Here is a 13,686-nt window from a genome sequence, read left to right on the forward strand (position 1 = left end):
CTAGACCTGCCCATCCCCCGGCGCAAGCCGTGCGCGCCCGGCCTGTCGCCAGCGGCGCAGGTAGAGGAGGTAGATGGTGGCGAGAATCGCGGCGAAGCTGAACCACTGGATCGCGTAGGACAGATGGTTGTTGGGCAGCGTTTCCGTTGTCGGCGGTGCGCTTGGCTTCAGCGGTGCGGGCGCGTCGCGCGTGACCAGGGTCCATTGCGGGCCGCTGCCCCCGGCCTCGACAAGCACGCCTTCCACGGGGATTGCGCCGGCTTCGGGGCCGGGAAGGCGCGCGTCCTTCCAGCTGTCGCTGCGCGGGCCCCAGCCGATGTTGAGCCGGATGGGCGTGTCAGCTGCCGCGCAATCGAGAAAGACCGAATAGCCGCTTTGCCCCCCGGTGTTGCGACCGGCCTTCACCAGCGGCTGCTGTTCCGCGCAACGAACGCCCATGCGGACGCTGCGGAACTGGAAATCATCCGGGATGCGGCCATCCGCAATCGCCACGACGGGCGCTTCGGCATTGCGGCGGAGATCGTCGAGCAGCGCTTCCTTCCAGGCCTTTCGTTCCAGCTGCCAGAAGCCGAAGCTGAAGAGCAGCGGCAGCGCCAGAAGAACCATCAGGGTAGGCACAAGCGGAAAGCCCCGGCGCTTTCGCACCGGGGCTTTCATCGCGAGCCTCTTGTCAGTCTCAGTGCCCAACCACGGCAGCCCCGAAATTGGAGCCCCAGATGTAGATGGACAGGAACAGGAACAGCCAGACCACGTCCACGAAGTGCCAGTACCAGGCGGCAGCCTCGAAGCCGAAATGCTGCTTGGGCGTGAAATCGCCGAGATAGGCGCGCCACAGGCAGACGGCGAGGAAGATGGTGCCGACGATCACGTGAAAGCCGTGGAAGCCGGTGGCCATGTAGAAGGTGGCGCCATAGATGTTGCCCGAGAAGCCGAAGGTGGCGTGGCTGTATTCATAGGCCTGCAGCAGGCTGAACAGCACGCCGAGGATCACCGTGACCCACAGGCCGTTCTTGAACCCCTTGCGGTCACCATGGATCAGCGCGTGGTGCGCCCAGGTGATGGTGGTGCCTGAAAGCAGCAGGATCAGGGTGTTGAGAAGCGGATAGACGAAGGGGTCGAGTGGTTCGATGCCCTGCGGCGGCCAGACGCCGCCAACCGCTTCCGCACCGCTGGGATAGAGCGCGGCTGCGAAATAGGCCCAGAACCAGGCAACGAAGAACATCACTTCGGAAGCGATGAACAGGATCATGCCATAGCGGTGGTGCAGCTGCACCACGGGGGTGTGGTCCCCGGCATTGGCTTCGTCGCGGATGTCGGAGAACCAGAAGAAGAAGGTCGCCAGCACACCGATAAGGCCGAGCGCCGAGACCCATTTGCCCCAGGCTGCATCATGCCACCAGAAGACTGCGCCGCCGAGCATCACCATGGCGGTGACGGCCCCCATGAGTGGCCAGGGGCTGGGTGGCAGGATGTGAAAGTCGTGGGTTTTCCCTGAAGCCATGGTCTCACCTGTTTCTTGTTTGTGAACGCCCTAACCCGCACATGCGGGCCGGGCAAGCTGTCATGCCCCGCGTGCAGGAATTTCGGCTTTCCCCGTTGCATAGATTCCGGGCGCGCGCGTCGGCGCCTCGACGGGGAAGAAGGTGTAGGAAAGGGTGATTTCCTTGATGTTGCGGGCATCCGGATCATCGAGAATCGCCGGGTCAACGAAATAGACCACCGGCATTTCCACTTCCTGCCCCGGCTGCAGCGTCTGCTCGTTGAAGCAGAAGCACTGGATCTTGTTGAAATAGGCCCCGGCCGCAGCCGGGCTGACGTTGAAAGTTGCGGTTCCCGTGACCGGCACATCCGACAGGTTCTTCGCGCGATAATAGGCGAGGTTCTGCTCGCCGATCTTGACCTGCACGGTGCGGGTCGTCGGCGCGAATTCCCAGGAAATGCCGCGGACATTGCCGTCGAATCGCACCTCGACCATCTTGCCGCCCAGCGCCGCCACTTGTTCGGCGCTCGGCACGGCGGCTTCGTCCGCCTTCATCGTGGTGCCGCCAAAACCGGTCACCTGGCAGAAGATGCGGTAGAGCGGCACGGAAGCATAGGCGAGCCCGCCCATGCCTGCCGCAATGGAAAGCGCGAGCAGAGCGGTGCGCAGATGATTCCGTGGATTGCCGGCGACTGTGGACATCACATCATCCTCGAGACGGTTATGCCGTAGAAAAGTGCCGCGAAGGCCGCGAGCACGATCCCGATCACGATGTTCCGCCTGCGACGGCGAGCGACATAGGCGGCCTCTTCCTCTGGGGTCCAGTTCATGCCGGGATCATCCTGTCTGCGACCAGCGCCGCGAAGACCAGCGCAAGGTAAAGGAGGGAGAATTTGAACAGCGCCTTTTCGGGGCCCATGCCTTCGGGGGCATCGGCCCGGTTGCGGAACACGCGCGCCGAAAGGGCAATGAAGATGACGCCAAGCGCGGTGACCGGCAGGCCATAGACCGGCCCGACGAGGCCAAGCGCCCAGGGTGCGACCGAAACGGCGGCGAGGATCAGCGCATAGACGAGAATCTGGCGCCGCGTTTCCCTGACGCCATGGGTGACCGGAAGCATGGGTATGCCGGCGCGCTCATAATCCATCCGCACGAAGAGGGCGAGGGCCCAGAAGTGCGGCGGCGTCCAGGCGAAGACGGTCGCGAACAGCAGCAGTGGAAGCGCGCTGACATCGCCCGTGACCGCAGCCCAGCCGATGATGGGCGGGAAGGCGCCGGCCGCACCGCCGATGACGATGTTCTGCGGCGTGCGCGGCTTCAGCCAGATGGTGTAGATGACGGCGTAGAAGAAGATGGAGAAGAGCAGCCAGCCAGCCGCCATCCAGTTGGTTGCGAAGCCCATGGTGACGACGGATGCAACCGACAGGATGATCGCGAAGCCGAGCGCCTCGTCCCGGCCGAGCCGGCCGGCGGGCAGCGGGCGGTCAGCCGTCCGCTTCATCACGGCGTCGATGTCCGCTTCCCACCACTGGTTGAAGGCGGCCGCGGCACCCGCGCCGACAGCGATGCACAGGATCGCGACAAAGCCGAGGAAGGGCGAAATGCTTCCCGGAGCCGCCAGAAGCCCGCAGAGCCCGGTAAAGACGACAAGGGTCATCACCCGGGGCTTCAGAAGCGCCCAATAGTCCCGCCATTCCGCGGTCGAAAGGGCGGAAGGCGGCAGGCGGCCGCCTTCGTCCCCTCCCAATGGCGGAAGGGCGCCCGATGGCGCCCTCCCTTCAACGGTTTCGATGGGATGGTTCGCCATCAGGCCCTCAATGGGCGCCCTTGACGTTCCGGAGATCCGGAATCGTCTCGAACTGGTGGAAGGGCGGCGGAGAGGACAGGGTCCACTCCAGCGTGGTCGCGCCTTCGCCCCACGGGTTGGCCGCAGCCTTGCGGCCGGCGAACGCCGAGATGAGGACGTTCAGGAAGAATACCGCCATGCCGGCAAGCATGATCAGATAGCCCCAGGACGCGATGTTGTTCCAGTAGGCATAGGCTTCCGGATAATCCGGAATGCGGCGCGGCATGCCGTCCTGCCCCAGGAAGTGCATGGGGAAGAAGACCACGTTCGTGCCGATGAAGAACAGCCAGAAGTGCAGCTTGCCGAGAAGCTCGTTGTACTCGCGGCCGAACATCTTGCCGTACCAGTAGTAGAAGCCGGCGAAGAGGCCGAAGGTGGCGCCCAGCGACAGCACGTAATGGAAGTGGGCAACGACATAGTAGGTGTCGTGCATGTAGGTGTCGAGGCCGCCGTTCGAGAGAACGACACCGGTGACGCCACCGACCGTGAACATGAAGATGAAGCCCAGCGCCCAGAGCATCGGTGTGGGGAAGGTCATCCGGCCGCCCCACATGGTGGCGATCCACGAGAAGATCTTGATGCCGGTCGGCACTGCGATGATCATCGTGGCGGCGGTGAAGTACATCTTGGTGTTCACGCTGAGGCCGGCGGTGAACATGTGGTGGGCCCACACGATGAAGCCGACGAAGCCGATGGCGACCATGGCATAGGCCATGCCCAGATAGCCGAAGACGGGCTTGCGGCTGAAGGTGGAGATGATGTGGCTGACAATGCCGAAGGCCGGCAGGATCATGATGTAGACTTCGGGGTGGCCGAAGAACCAGAAGAGGTGCTGGTAGAGAACCGGGTCACCGCCGCCGGCGGGGTCGAAGAAGGTGGTGCCGAAGTTGCGGTCCGTCAGCAGCATGGTGATGGCGCCGGCCAGGACGGGCAGGGACAGCAGCAGCAGGAAGGCGGTGACGAGGATCGACCACACGAACAGCGGCATCTTGTGGAGCGTCATGCCCGGAGCGCGCATGTTGAAGATGGTGGTGATGAAGTTGATCGCCCCCAGGATCGACGAGGCACCGGCGAGGTGCAGCGAGAAGATCGCGAGATCGACTGCCGGCCCGGGGTGGCCCGAGGTGGACAGCGGCGGATAGACCGTCCAGCCGGTGCCGGCGCCATCGAAGCCGGGCGCGCCGGGAACGAACATCGACAGCACCAGCAGCACGAAGGCAGTGGTGGTGAGCCAGAGGCTGATGTTGTTGAGGCGCGGGAAGGCCATGTCGGGCGCGCCGATCATGATCGGCACGAACCAGTTGCCGAAGCCGCCGATGAGGGCGGGCATCACCATGAAGAAGACCATGATCATGCCATGGCCGGTGATGAAGACGTTCCACAGGTGGTAGGCGGCGTCGATGTTGCCGTCGGTGAACCAGGGCAGGACCTGCATGCCGGGGTTCGCAAGTTCCCAGCGCATGAAGCCGGAAAGCGCGCCACCGATGATCCCCGCGAAGATCGCGAAGATCAGGTACATCGTGCCGATGTCCTTGTGGTTGGTGGACAGGAACCAGCGCGCGAAGAAACCGGGGACATGATCATGGTCGTCGTGACCATGGGCCTCGGCGTGCGGCTGGAGGTGGGTTGTGTCGGCGGAGGATGCCATAGGGTCTATCCTTTTCAGGCAGCCTGCGCGGCAGCTTCGGCTGCCGGCGCTTCGGAGGAGGGGGTCACGGCAGCGGCTTCGGCGGCTGCCTCGACGACGGCCGGCGCAATGCCCGGGCCGGTCGGCTCGATGCCGTCGGCGGCCTGCTTCATGCGGACCCAGCGCCGGAAATCTTCCTCGGGGAGGACTTCGACGGCGATGGGCATGAAGCCATGCTTGGTGCCGCACAGTTCGGAGCACTGGCCATAGTAGACGCCGGGGCGGTCGACCTTGAACCAGGTTTCGTTGATCCGGCCGGGGACGGCATCCATCTTCACCCAGAAGCTGGGCACGGCGAAGCTGTGGATCACGTCGGCGGCGGTGATCAGAACCTTCACGGTCTTGCCGGCGGGCACGACCAGGCGGTTGTCGACATCGAGCAGGTAGGGCACGCCTTCCGCCTCGGCATCTTCCTTGCTCAGCGGCAGGGAGTCGAAGCTGATGTCGCCATAGTCGGGATATTCATAGCCCCAGTACCACTGGTAGCCTGTCACCTTGACCGTAAGGTCCGCCTTGGGCGGGTTGTACTGGTTCGCCAGCAGCCGGAAGCTGGGGAAGGCGATGACCAGAAGGATGAGCGCCGGGATCAGCGTCCAGACGACTTCCAGGCCGAAGTGGTGGGTCGTCGTGGAGGGGACCGGGTTGGCGGCCGCCCGGTAGCGCAGGATCACCCAGATGAGGAGGCCCAGCACGAAGACCGAGATGATGCCGATGACCGGGTTCAGAATGCCTTCGAGCAGCGCCTTTGCCTCGAGGCCGATCGGGGTGACCTGCTCCTGGATGGCAATGCCTTCGGGCACCGGCTGGCCGATGCCGTCTGTCGGCTTCATGCGGGTGTAGCCCGCATCGGCCGGAAGGGCTGCATCCGCCGCGGCGGATGCCACGGCGACATCCTGCGGCGCCGGCGGCGCTTCAGGCGTGATGGCGGGTGCGGCCGCAGGAGCCGCCGTTTCAGCGGCTGTTGCCGCTTCCTGCGCGATGCCGGCGCCAGCCAGAGACAGGGCGGCCGCGACCGCGATGCCCTTCAGGCCTGACGCCAAACCCATTTTTATTCCCATTGCTCTGATCCCGGGATTCGCGTGAATTTGATGGGGCCATAACGGAGGGTGGCCCGGTGGACAAGCGTTTGACGCACTCTGCGACACAGGGGACGCCAAAGCGCCGGTCCTTGGAGGCCATTCCGTCAGGGCAGGCAATCGGCCCCTTTGTGATTGATGGCGCTCATGATTTGGCCTTTTTGCCTTGGCGTTGACAATGGCCTTTGCCGACGTGCACTGACGTCCGGCAAAAAACACCGCCGTTCAGGCTAGGGTTCTGGCCCCCATCCAGGCCGTGGTTCGGGCCGACGTTCAGGGCGCCAGGTCGCCATAGCTGGCCTGCCCCTTGTTCAGCTGGGCCGCGATGGCGCGGCTGCTGTCCTCGCCCTGCAGCATGCCGGCATTCCAGACCGCAACATAGTCGAGGCCCTGGGCGATGGTCATGTCCCGCCCGGCGTTCAGCACCTGCTTGATGCCGGTGATGACAAGCGGGCTTTTCGCGGCGATTTCGCGTGCCAGGGCAAGTCCCGCCGCCACGGCGTCCTCATGGGTGTCGTGCAGCTGGTTCAGGAAGCCTTGCGCCAGCGCTTCCTTCGCGGCCCAGCGGCGACCGGTGTAGGCGAGCTCCCGCACCAGCCCCTGTGGCAAAAGATAGGGAAGGCGCTGCAGCGTGCCCACATCGGCGACGATGCCGACATTGACTTCCTGTATGGTGAAAAAGCAGTCGGCGGTGCCCACCCTCAGGTCACAGGCGCTGACGAGATCGAGTCCGCCGCCGATGCAGCCGCCCTGAATGGCCGCGATCACGGGCACCCGGCACTGGTCGATGGCTTCGAAACACTGCTGCATGTCCTTGACATGGCGGCGGAAGCTTTCGCGCGCCCGGCCGGGATCGGCGTGCGCCCTGCCCTGGCTTTCGGCGGCCCACTTCAGGTCGAGGCCGGCAGAGAAATGCCGCCCTGTCGAAGAGATGAGGACGGCGCGAACGCGCATGTCGGCTGCGATTTCGTCGAAGGCTGCGGGGAATTCCGCCCAGAAGGCGCCGTTCATGGTGTTGAAAGCAGCCGGCCGGTTCAGCCGGATGTGGGCGATGCCGTCTTCCACGTCGTAGGTGAATGTTGTCCGGTCCATGTGTCGCGCTTCCCTCTCTTGCCGCAAACGTCTATCCGCATGGCATGACCCGCTTCACCGTCAACGGCAACCCGACAGACTATCAGCTCGCGCCCGACACGCCCCTTCTGTGGGCCCTGCGCGAGGCCTCCAACCTCACGGGCACCAAGTTCGGCTGTGGCGCCGGGCTGTGCGGCGCCTGTACGGTGCATCTTGATGGCGCGCCCGTGCGGTCCTGCCAGGTGCCGATCGGCGACATCGAGGGCACGTTCGTCACCACCATCGAGGGGCTTTCGGACGACAGGTCGCACCCCCTGCAACAGGCCTGGATCGAATTGCAGGTGCCCCAGTGCGGCTTCTGCCAGTCCGGCATGATCATGGCGGCAGCCGCCCTGCTGAAGGACAGGCCTTCGCCCAGCCGGGAGGATATCCGCACGGCCATCGGCAACATCTGCCGCTGCGGCACCTATATCCGGGTGGAGGCCGCCATCCTGCGCGCGGCCGAAATTGCCCGCGGCGGCTGACGGGCACGGCCGCCCGGCCGGCCAGCTTCTGCGCATCCTCGGGCTGGGCTTCGGCCTCGCCACTGTTGCCGGCGGCGTCATCGGCGCCGGCATCCTGCGCCAGCCGGGGGTCGTGGCCGGCGCCGCCATCGATCCTGTCCTCATCATCAGCATCTGGGTCGCAGGCGGCATCATGGCCGCCGTCAATGCCTTCACGGTGGTGGAGCTGGGCGCCAGCCTGCCACGCGCCGGCGGGCCCTATGCCCTGGTCAGCCACGGGCTCGGCCCGCGCGCCGGCGCGCTCGTCGGCTGGGCCGACTGGTTCAACGGCATGTCCACACTTGCCTTCCTGTCGGTCGCCTTTGCCGAATTTCTGCAGCGGGCGGGCTTTTTCACCGACAGGCCGCTGGGCCTGCTTGCCGTGGCGCTGGTGCTGGCGGCTTTCATCCTGAACTGGTCGGGCGCGCGCGTGAACGGCGTTTCGCAGACCCTGTTCTGCGGCCTGAAGGGGTTGGCGCTGGCTGCGATCCTGCTTGTTCTGCTGCTGGCGCCGGCCGTTCCGCCAGAGCCGCAGCAGGGCGCACCGGGCCTTGCCATGGGCCTTGCGGCCATGGCGATCGCCATGCGGGCCGTCCACAACAGCTATACCGGCTACCAGACGCCCATCTATGTCGGGGAGGAGATGGAGCGGCCCGAGCGCAATGTCGCGCGCTCGGTGTTCGGGGGGCTTGCCATCGTCACGGCGCTCTATGTCCTCATCAACATCGCGCTGCTGCGCGTGCTGGGGGTGGAGGAGATGGCGGCTTCGCCCATTCCGCTGGCCGAAGGCGCCGGCAAGCTGCTGGGGGACAATGGCGGTATCGCGGTTGCCCTGTTCGGGGTGCTTTCCGTCGCGGCGAGCGTCAATCTCAGGCTGATGACCCACAGCCGCGGGGTTTTCGCCATGGCCCGCGATGGCGCCCTGCCGGCAGCGCTGGCGCGGGTTTCCCCATCGGGCAGCCCGCGCCTTGCCCTGCTGCTGACGGCGGCCGGCGCGGTGGGGCTGGCGGCATCGGGGGCCTATCTGGCGCTCGTCGCCCTCAACACCCCGCTGCGTATCCTGATCGAGATTTCCCTCATCCTCACCCTTGTCAGGCTGCGGCGGACAGCGCCCGACATGAAGCGCCCATTCCGCATGCCCCTCTACCCGCTGCCGGCGGTGATGGCGCTCATCGGCAATTCGCTGTTGCTTGCGGCGGTGGCGTGGGAAGACCCGGCCAACAGCTTGCTGAGCCTGGGGGCGGTGGGGGTCATCGCACTGATCCTGATGGCGGGAAGGCGCAGCCGGACAGGGGCCTGAAACGCGCCTATTGATGTTTCATACATCAATTATTATAACTGACGTATGATTACAGCAGCACAGATGCGCGCCGCGCGCGCACTTCTCGGCGTCGAGCAGCGGCAGCTGGCCGAGCTTTCGGGCATTTCGCTCGCCACCATCCAGCGCATGGAGGCCTCGGACGGGCAGGTGCGCGGGCAGGTGGACAGCCTGATGAAGGTCGTGGAAGCCCTGGAGCGCGCGGGGGTGGAGCTGATCGGCGAGGGCGCGCCCAGCACGGGCGCGGGGCGCGGCGTGCGGCTGAGAGGGCCGGAGCAGGGGCAGCCGGCATGACCGGGCGGGACCATGGCGGGCAGGACAATTCGCTGAGGGCGCTTTTCACGCCCAAGCTCGTGACCGTGCTGCGCGAGGGCTATGGCCTGGCGGAACTGCGGCGCGACGCAATTGCCGGGCTGACTGTCGCCATCGTCGCGCTGCCGCTGTCCATGGCGATCGCGATCGCCTCGGGCCTGCCGCCTTCCCATGGCCTGTTCGCCGCCATGGTGGGCGGGTTCATCGTTTCGGCGCTGGGGGGCAGCCGCTTCCAGATCGGCGGGCCGGCCGGCGCCTTCATCGTGCTGGTCGCGACGACGGTTGCAACCCATGGGCCGGGCGGCATGCTGCTGGCAACCGCCATGGCGGGCGTGATCCTGCTGGTAGGCGGCTTCCTGCGGCTGGGCACCTATATCCGCTTCATTCCCTATCCCGTCACCGTCGGCTTCACGGCTGGCATCGCATTGCTGATCGCAGCCAGCCAGATGAAGGACATGCTGGGCCTGGCGATGCCCGGCGGGGATCCGCCAGCCCTGCTGCCCAAGGTGCAAGCCCTCTGGGCGGCTGCCCCCGGCCTCAACCCGCTGGCCGTGGCGGTCGCCCTTGCAGTCATCATCCTGATTGCCGGAATGAAGAAGCTGCGGCCGAACTGGCCGCATTATCTGATCGCGCTGGTGCTGGTTTCCGCCCTTGTCCAACTGGCGGGATTTCAGGTCGAGACGATCGAAAGCCGGTTCGGCGGCGTTCCGGCGGCGCTTCCGTCCTTCAGCATGCCGCCTGTCACCCTGGCGCTGGTGCTGGACCTGCTGCCCACCGCCTTCACCTTTGCGCTTCTGGGGGCCATCGAATCCCTGCTGTCGGCCGTGGTGGCGGACGGGATGACCGGGCGCCGGCACCGGTCCAACAGCGAACTGGTGGCGCAAGGGGTCGCCAACATCGGTTCCGCCTTCACTGGCGGCATGGTGGTGACAGGCACCATCGCGCGCACGGCCACCAATGTCAGGGCAGGGGCGCATGGTCCGGTCGCGGGGATCCTCCACGCCCTGTTCCTTGGCCTGTTCATCCTTGTTGCTGCGCCGCTTCTGGGGCTGGTGCCGCTGGCTGCCCTTGCCGGGCTGTTGCTGGTCGTTGCCTGGAACATGGCAGAACGCCATGAATTCGGCCGCCTGCTCGCCAGTTCGCGCGGGGATGCGCTGGTGCTGCTGACGACCTTCCTGCTCACCATCTTCGAGGATCTGACGATCGGCATCACGGCTGGCGTGGCGCTGGGCGGTATATTGTTCATCATCCGCATGGCCGAAGCCGGGGGTGTGGCGCAGGATGTGCTGACCTTCGATGTTGCCGACAGCGCGCGTCCCGGGCGCCAGCCCTATGAGCCGGGTGCGGGCGTTCCCGTCTATCGGATGGAGGGCGCGCTGTTCTTCGGGGTGGCGAGCGCCATCGGCGCCGTTCTCGATGCAGCGCCGGCGCGGGGCCATCCGCTGGTGCTCGATCTGGGCGCCGTGCCCTTCCTTGATTCAACCGGCGCGCGCACGCTGGTGGATGCCGCTGCCCGCGCCCGCGCCAAGGGGCTGGGCTTCTGGGTGGCCAGCGCAAACCCTGCCGTTCGCCGGGCGCTGCTGAAGGCCGGCATAAGGACACACCGCCCGCATTTCCGGGCGACTGTCAGTGATGCGCTGGCCGATATCGCCGAGGCTGATGGCGCCGATAACGGCGGTGCCGGGCGGAACGGCGGGGCCGTTCCGCCCGTGACCGGTCAGATATCGGCGTAGACGTGCCGTTCGGCCCTGGCGCCGGGGTGTGTGACCGCCCCGAGTGAAGCCGGGCCGACCGTCTGGGCATAGCGGTAGAGCGCGCCCGACTGATAGTCATTGACCCGCGGCTGCCATTTTGCCCGGCGCCCGGCAAGCACGGCGTCATCGACCAGCAGGTCGATGGTGCCGGCGGCTGCATCGATGCGGATCATGTCGCCATTCTCGATCATGGCGATCGGCCCGCCTTCGGCGGCTTCCGGCCCGACATGGCCGATGCAGAAGCCGCGAGTCGCGCCCGAGAAGCGCCCATCGGTGATGAGCGCGACCTTGTCGCCCATGCCCTGCCCGTAGAGGGCGGCGGTCGTCGCCAGCATCTCGCGCATCCCGGGGCCACCCTTCGGCCCCTCATAGCGGATGATGAGCACCTCGCCTTCGCGATAGGCGCGCTCGGAGACAGCCCTGAAGCAATCCTCCTCGCAGTCGAACACGCGGGCCGGGCCTTCGAACAGCAGCCGCTCCATGCCGGCCACCTTCACGATGGCGCCATCAGGCGCAAGGCTGCCCTTCAGGCCCACCACGCCACCCGTGGGCGTGATCGGGTTGGTGACCGGGCGGATCACATCCTGTGCGTCGTTCCAGCGGATGTCGGCGATGTTCTCGGCCAGAGTCCGGCCCGTCACCGTCATGCAGTCTCCATGGAGGAAGCCACCTTCGAGCAGCGTCTTCATCGCCATGTAGATGCCGCCGGCGGCGTGCATGTCCTTCGCGACATAGCGGCCGCCGGGCTTCAGGTCGGCGATGTAGGGCGTGGTGCGGAAGATTTCGGCCACGTCGAACAGGGTGAATTCGATCCCGGCTTCATTTGCCATGGCAGGCAGGTGAAGGGCCGCGTTGGTGGAACCGCCAGTCGCCGCGACGACGCGTGCGGCATTCTCGAAGGCCTTGCGGGTGCAGATGTCGCGCGGGCGGATGTTCCGCTCAAGAAGGCGCATGACGGCGCGGCCGGCGTCGCGCGCGATGTCGGCGCGGCTTTCATAGGGGGCTGGCGCCATGTTGCTGTTGGGCAGCGACAGGCCGATCGCTTCGCCCACGCAGGCCATGGTGTTGGCGGTGAACTGCCCGCCGCACGCGCCATCCCCGGGGCAGGCCACTTTTTCCAGAGCGATCAGTTCCTGCAGCGGGCAGCTTCCCGCCTCATACTGGCCGACGGCCTCGAACACGTCGAGGACGGTCACGTCCTTGCCGTGGAACTGGCCGGGCAGGATCGAGCCGCCATAGACGAAGACGGACGGCACGTTGAGGCGGAGCATCGCCATCATCATGCCCGGAAGCGACTTGTCGCAGCCGGCGAAGCCGACGAGCGCGTCATAGCAGTGGCCGCGCACCGACAGCTCGATCGAATCCGCGATCACCTCGCGCGAGACGAGCGAGGATTTCATGCCCTGGTGGCCCATGGCGATGCCGTCGGTCACGGTGATGGTGTTGAAGCGGCGGGGCGTGCCGCCGCCTTCCACCACGCCTTCGCGGCAGATGTCCGCCTGCATGTCGAGCGTGGTGTTGCACGGGGCCGAATCATTGCCGGCCGATGCCACGGCCACGAAGGGGCGGGCGATTTCCTCCTCCGTCATGCCCATGGCGTAATAATAGGAGCGGTGCGGCGCCTTTTCCGGGCCCACGCTCACATGGCGGCTTGGCAGCTTGGACTTGTCGAAACCCATGACATCCCCTTTCACAACGGCTCTCAAAGGCCGTGAAGGCCGTTCCGTCAACCCTTCCAGAAGAGACCGGCGGCCAGCGTGAGGCCGATCAGCACCACCGCGACCTTCAGCGGGCGGTCCGGCACATGGCGGATGGCATGGGCGCCCAGCCAGCCGCCGGCGATGGCCCCGCCGCTCAGCACGGCGGCCGACAGCCATTCCACCTCGCCCGAAACGGCGAAGACGATGGTTGCCGAAAGGTTCATCACGGCGGCAAGCGCATTCTTGTTGGCCTGCGCCTCTTTCAGGGCCGTGCCGGCCAGGGTGAAAAGCGCCAGCATCAGAAAGCCGATGCCGCCGCCGAAATAGCCGCCGTAGATGGCAACCAGCACCTGCCCGAAGACGGTGCGGCCTTTCGACAGGCCGCGCATCTCGATCCGGCCGCCGAAGGCGCCACGCGCGAACAGCAGTGTGGCCACCAGCACCAGCCATGGCAGCATCTGGCGGAAGATGTCTGACGGGGTGAGCAGCAGCAGCAGCGCGCCCACCCCACCGCCGGCAAGGCTGAGCCAGAAGAGCGTGCGGAAGCTGAGGCCGCCGATGCCCGCCACCATGCGGCGGTTGACCAGCCCCATCGTCACTTGCGCCGGGAACAGCGCCACGGTGGAGGTGATGTTGGCCGCGCGCGCATCGAGGCCCGCCAGCATCAGGGCGGGCAGGGTCAGGAAGCTGCCACCGCCGGCCAGCGCATTCTGCACGCCTGCCCACAGCCCCGCGCCGAGCAGCAGAAGAAGGGATTCCGTTGTCACCTCAGCGTTCACTCCTTCCGGCGCGCGGCTGGCCGCGCCAGCTTGCCTCGCTGGGCCAGCCGCGCCAGCTTGCTTCGCGCGGGAAGCCGCGCCAAGGATCAGGCCATGACCGAAGCGACCGCATAGAGACAAG

Annotated in this window: 14 protein-coding genes; 4 read left to right on the top strand and 10 right to left on the bottom strand. The window is 66.3% G+C overall.

Translation table 11 applies throughout. The features are described from left to right. From ACUJ46_RS03000 to ACUJ46_RS03035, 8 genes are all read right to left on the bottom strand, one after another. Positions 1-606 carry an SURF1 family protein gene (locus ACUJ46_RS03000; protein ID WP_445388959.1) on the bottom strand — a complete coding sequence of 202 codons (606 nt, stop codon included), beginning with the start codon at positions 604-606 and terminating at the stop codon, positions 1-3. A 70-nt stretch (positions 607-676) separates the two neighbouring features. After that, on the bottom strand, positions 677-1,501 hold the full coding sequence (locus ACUJ46_RS03005; protein WP_445388960.1) for a cytochrome c oxidase subunit 3: 825 nt from the start codon (positions 1,499-1,501) through the stop codon (positions 677-679). 60 nt (positions 1,502-1,561) lie between these two features. Continuing rightward, positions 1,562-2,182 (bottom strand): cytochrome c oxidase assembly protein, encoded by a 621-nt coding sequence (locus tag ACUJ46_RS03010; protein WP_445388961.1) that lies wholly within the window; start codon positions 2,180-2,182, stop codon positions 1,562-1,564. Beyond that, positions 2,182-2,310: a hypothetical protein gene (locus ACUJ46_RS03015; RefSeq protein WP_445388962.1), complete on the bottom strand. Its 129-nt coding sequence runs from the start codon at positions 2,308-2,310 to the stop codon at positions 2,182-2,184. The genes ACUJ46_RS03010 and ACUJ46_RS03015 overlap by 1 nt, the downstream gene beginning before the upstream one ends. Next, positions 2,307-3,287, bottom strand: a complete 981-nt coding sequence (locus ACUJ46_RS03020; RefSeq protein WP_445388963.1) for a heme o synthase — start codon at positions 3,285-3,287, stop codon at positions 2,307-2,309. The genes ACUJ46_RS03015 and ACUJ46_RS03020 overlap by 4 nt, the downstream gene beginning before the upstream one ends. A 7-nt stretch (positions 3,288-3,294) precedes the next feature. Then, positions 3,295-4,974 (bottom strand): cytochrome c oxidase subunit I, encoded by a 1,680-nt coding sequence (ctaD, locus tag ACUJ46_RS03025; protein ID WP_445388964.1) that lies wholly within the window; start codon positions 4,972-4,974, stop codon positions 3,295-3,297. Between the two features lie 14 nt (positions 4,975-4,988). Continuing rightward, on the bottom strand, positions 4,989-6,059 hold the full coding sequence (gene coxB, locus ACUJ46_RS03030; RefSeq protein ID WP_445388965.1) for a cytochrome c oxidase subunit II: 1,071 nt from the start codon (positions 6,057-6,059) through the stop codon (positions 4,989-4,991). Between the two features lie 303 nt (positions 6,060-6,362). Beyond that, positions 6,363-7,181, bottom strand: coding sequence for a crotonase/enoyl-CoA hydratase family protein (locus ACUJ46_RS03035; RefSeq protein ID WP_445388966.1), 819 nt, complete (start codon positions 7,179-7,181; stop codon positions 6,363-6,365). Between the two features lie 44 nt (positions 7,182-7,225). Between ACUJ46_RS03035 and ACUJ46_RS03040 the strand changes: the two genes are divergently transcribed. From ACUJ46_RS03040 to ACUJ46_RS03055, 4 genes are read left to right on the top strand one after another with little or no spacing between them, the layout of a single operon-like run. Beyond that, positions 7,226-7,684, top strand: coding sequence for a (2Fe-2S)-binding protein (locus ACUJ46_RS03040; RefSeq protein ID WP_445388967.1), 459 nt, complete (start codon positions 7,226-7,228; stop codon positions 7,682-7,684). After that, a complete protein-coding gene (locus tag ACUJ46_RS03045) occupies positions 7,668-9,002 on the top strand; it encodes an APC family permease (RefSeq protein ID WP_445388968.1) in 1,335 nt (444 codons plus the stop codon). The genes ACUJ46_RS03040 and ACUJ46_RS03045 overlap by 17 nt, the downstream gene beginning before the upstream one ends. Positions 9,003-9,047: 45 nt before the next feature. Further along, positions 9,048-9,314 (top strand): helix-turn-helix domain-containing protein, encoded by a 267-nt coding sequence (locus tag ACUJ46_RS03050; RefSeq protein WP_445388969.1) that lies wholly within the window; start codon positions 9,048-9,050, stop codon positions 9,312-9,314. Beyond that, a complete protein-coding gene (locus tag ACUJ46_RS03055; RefSeq protein ID WP_445388970.1) occupies positions 9,311-11,065 on the top strand; it encodes a SulP family inorganic anion transporter in 1,755 nt (584 codons plus the stop codon). The genes ACUJ46_RS03050 and ACUJ46_RS03055 overlap by 4 nt, the downstream gene beginning before the upstream one ends. On the opposite strand, the gene ilvD is transcribed toward ACUJ46_RS03055, so the two are convergent. Together ilvD and ACUJ46_RS03065 are read right to left on the bottom strand one after the other, a co-directional pair. Further along, positions 11,050-12,765: a dihydroxy-acid dehydratase gene (gene ilvD / locus ACUJ46_RS03060; RefSeq protein WP_445388971.1), complete on the bottom strand. Its 1,716-nt coding sequence runs from the start codon at positions 12,763-12,765 to the stop codon at positions 11,050-11,052. The genes ACUJ46_RS03055 and ilvD overlap by 16 nt on opposite strands. A gap of 47 nt (positions 12,766-12,812) precedes the next feature. Next, positions 12,813-13,553, bottom strand: coding sequence for a sulfite exporter TauE/SafE family protein (locus tag ACUJ46_RS03065; protein ID WP_445388972.1), 741 nt, complete (start codon positions 13,551-13,553; stop codon positions 12,813-12,815). Positions 13,554-13,686 lie beyond the last annotated feature (133 nt).

The organism is Sandaracinobacteroides sp. A072 (assembly GCF_052616365.1).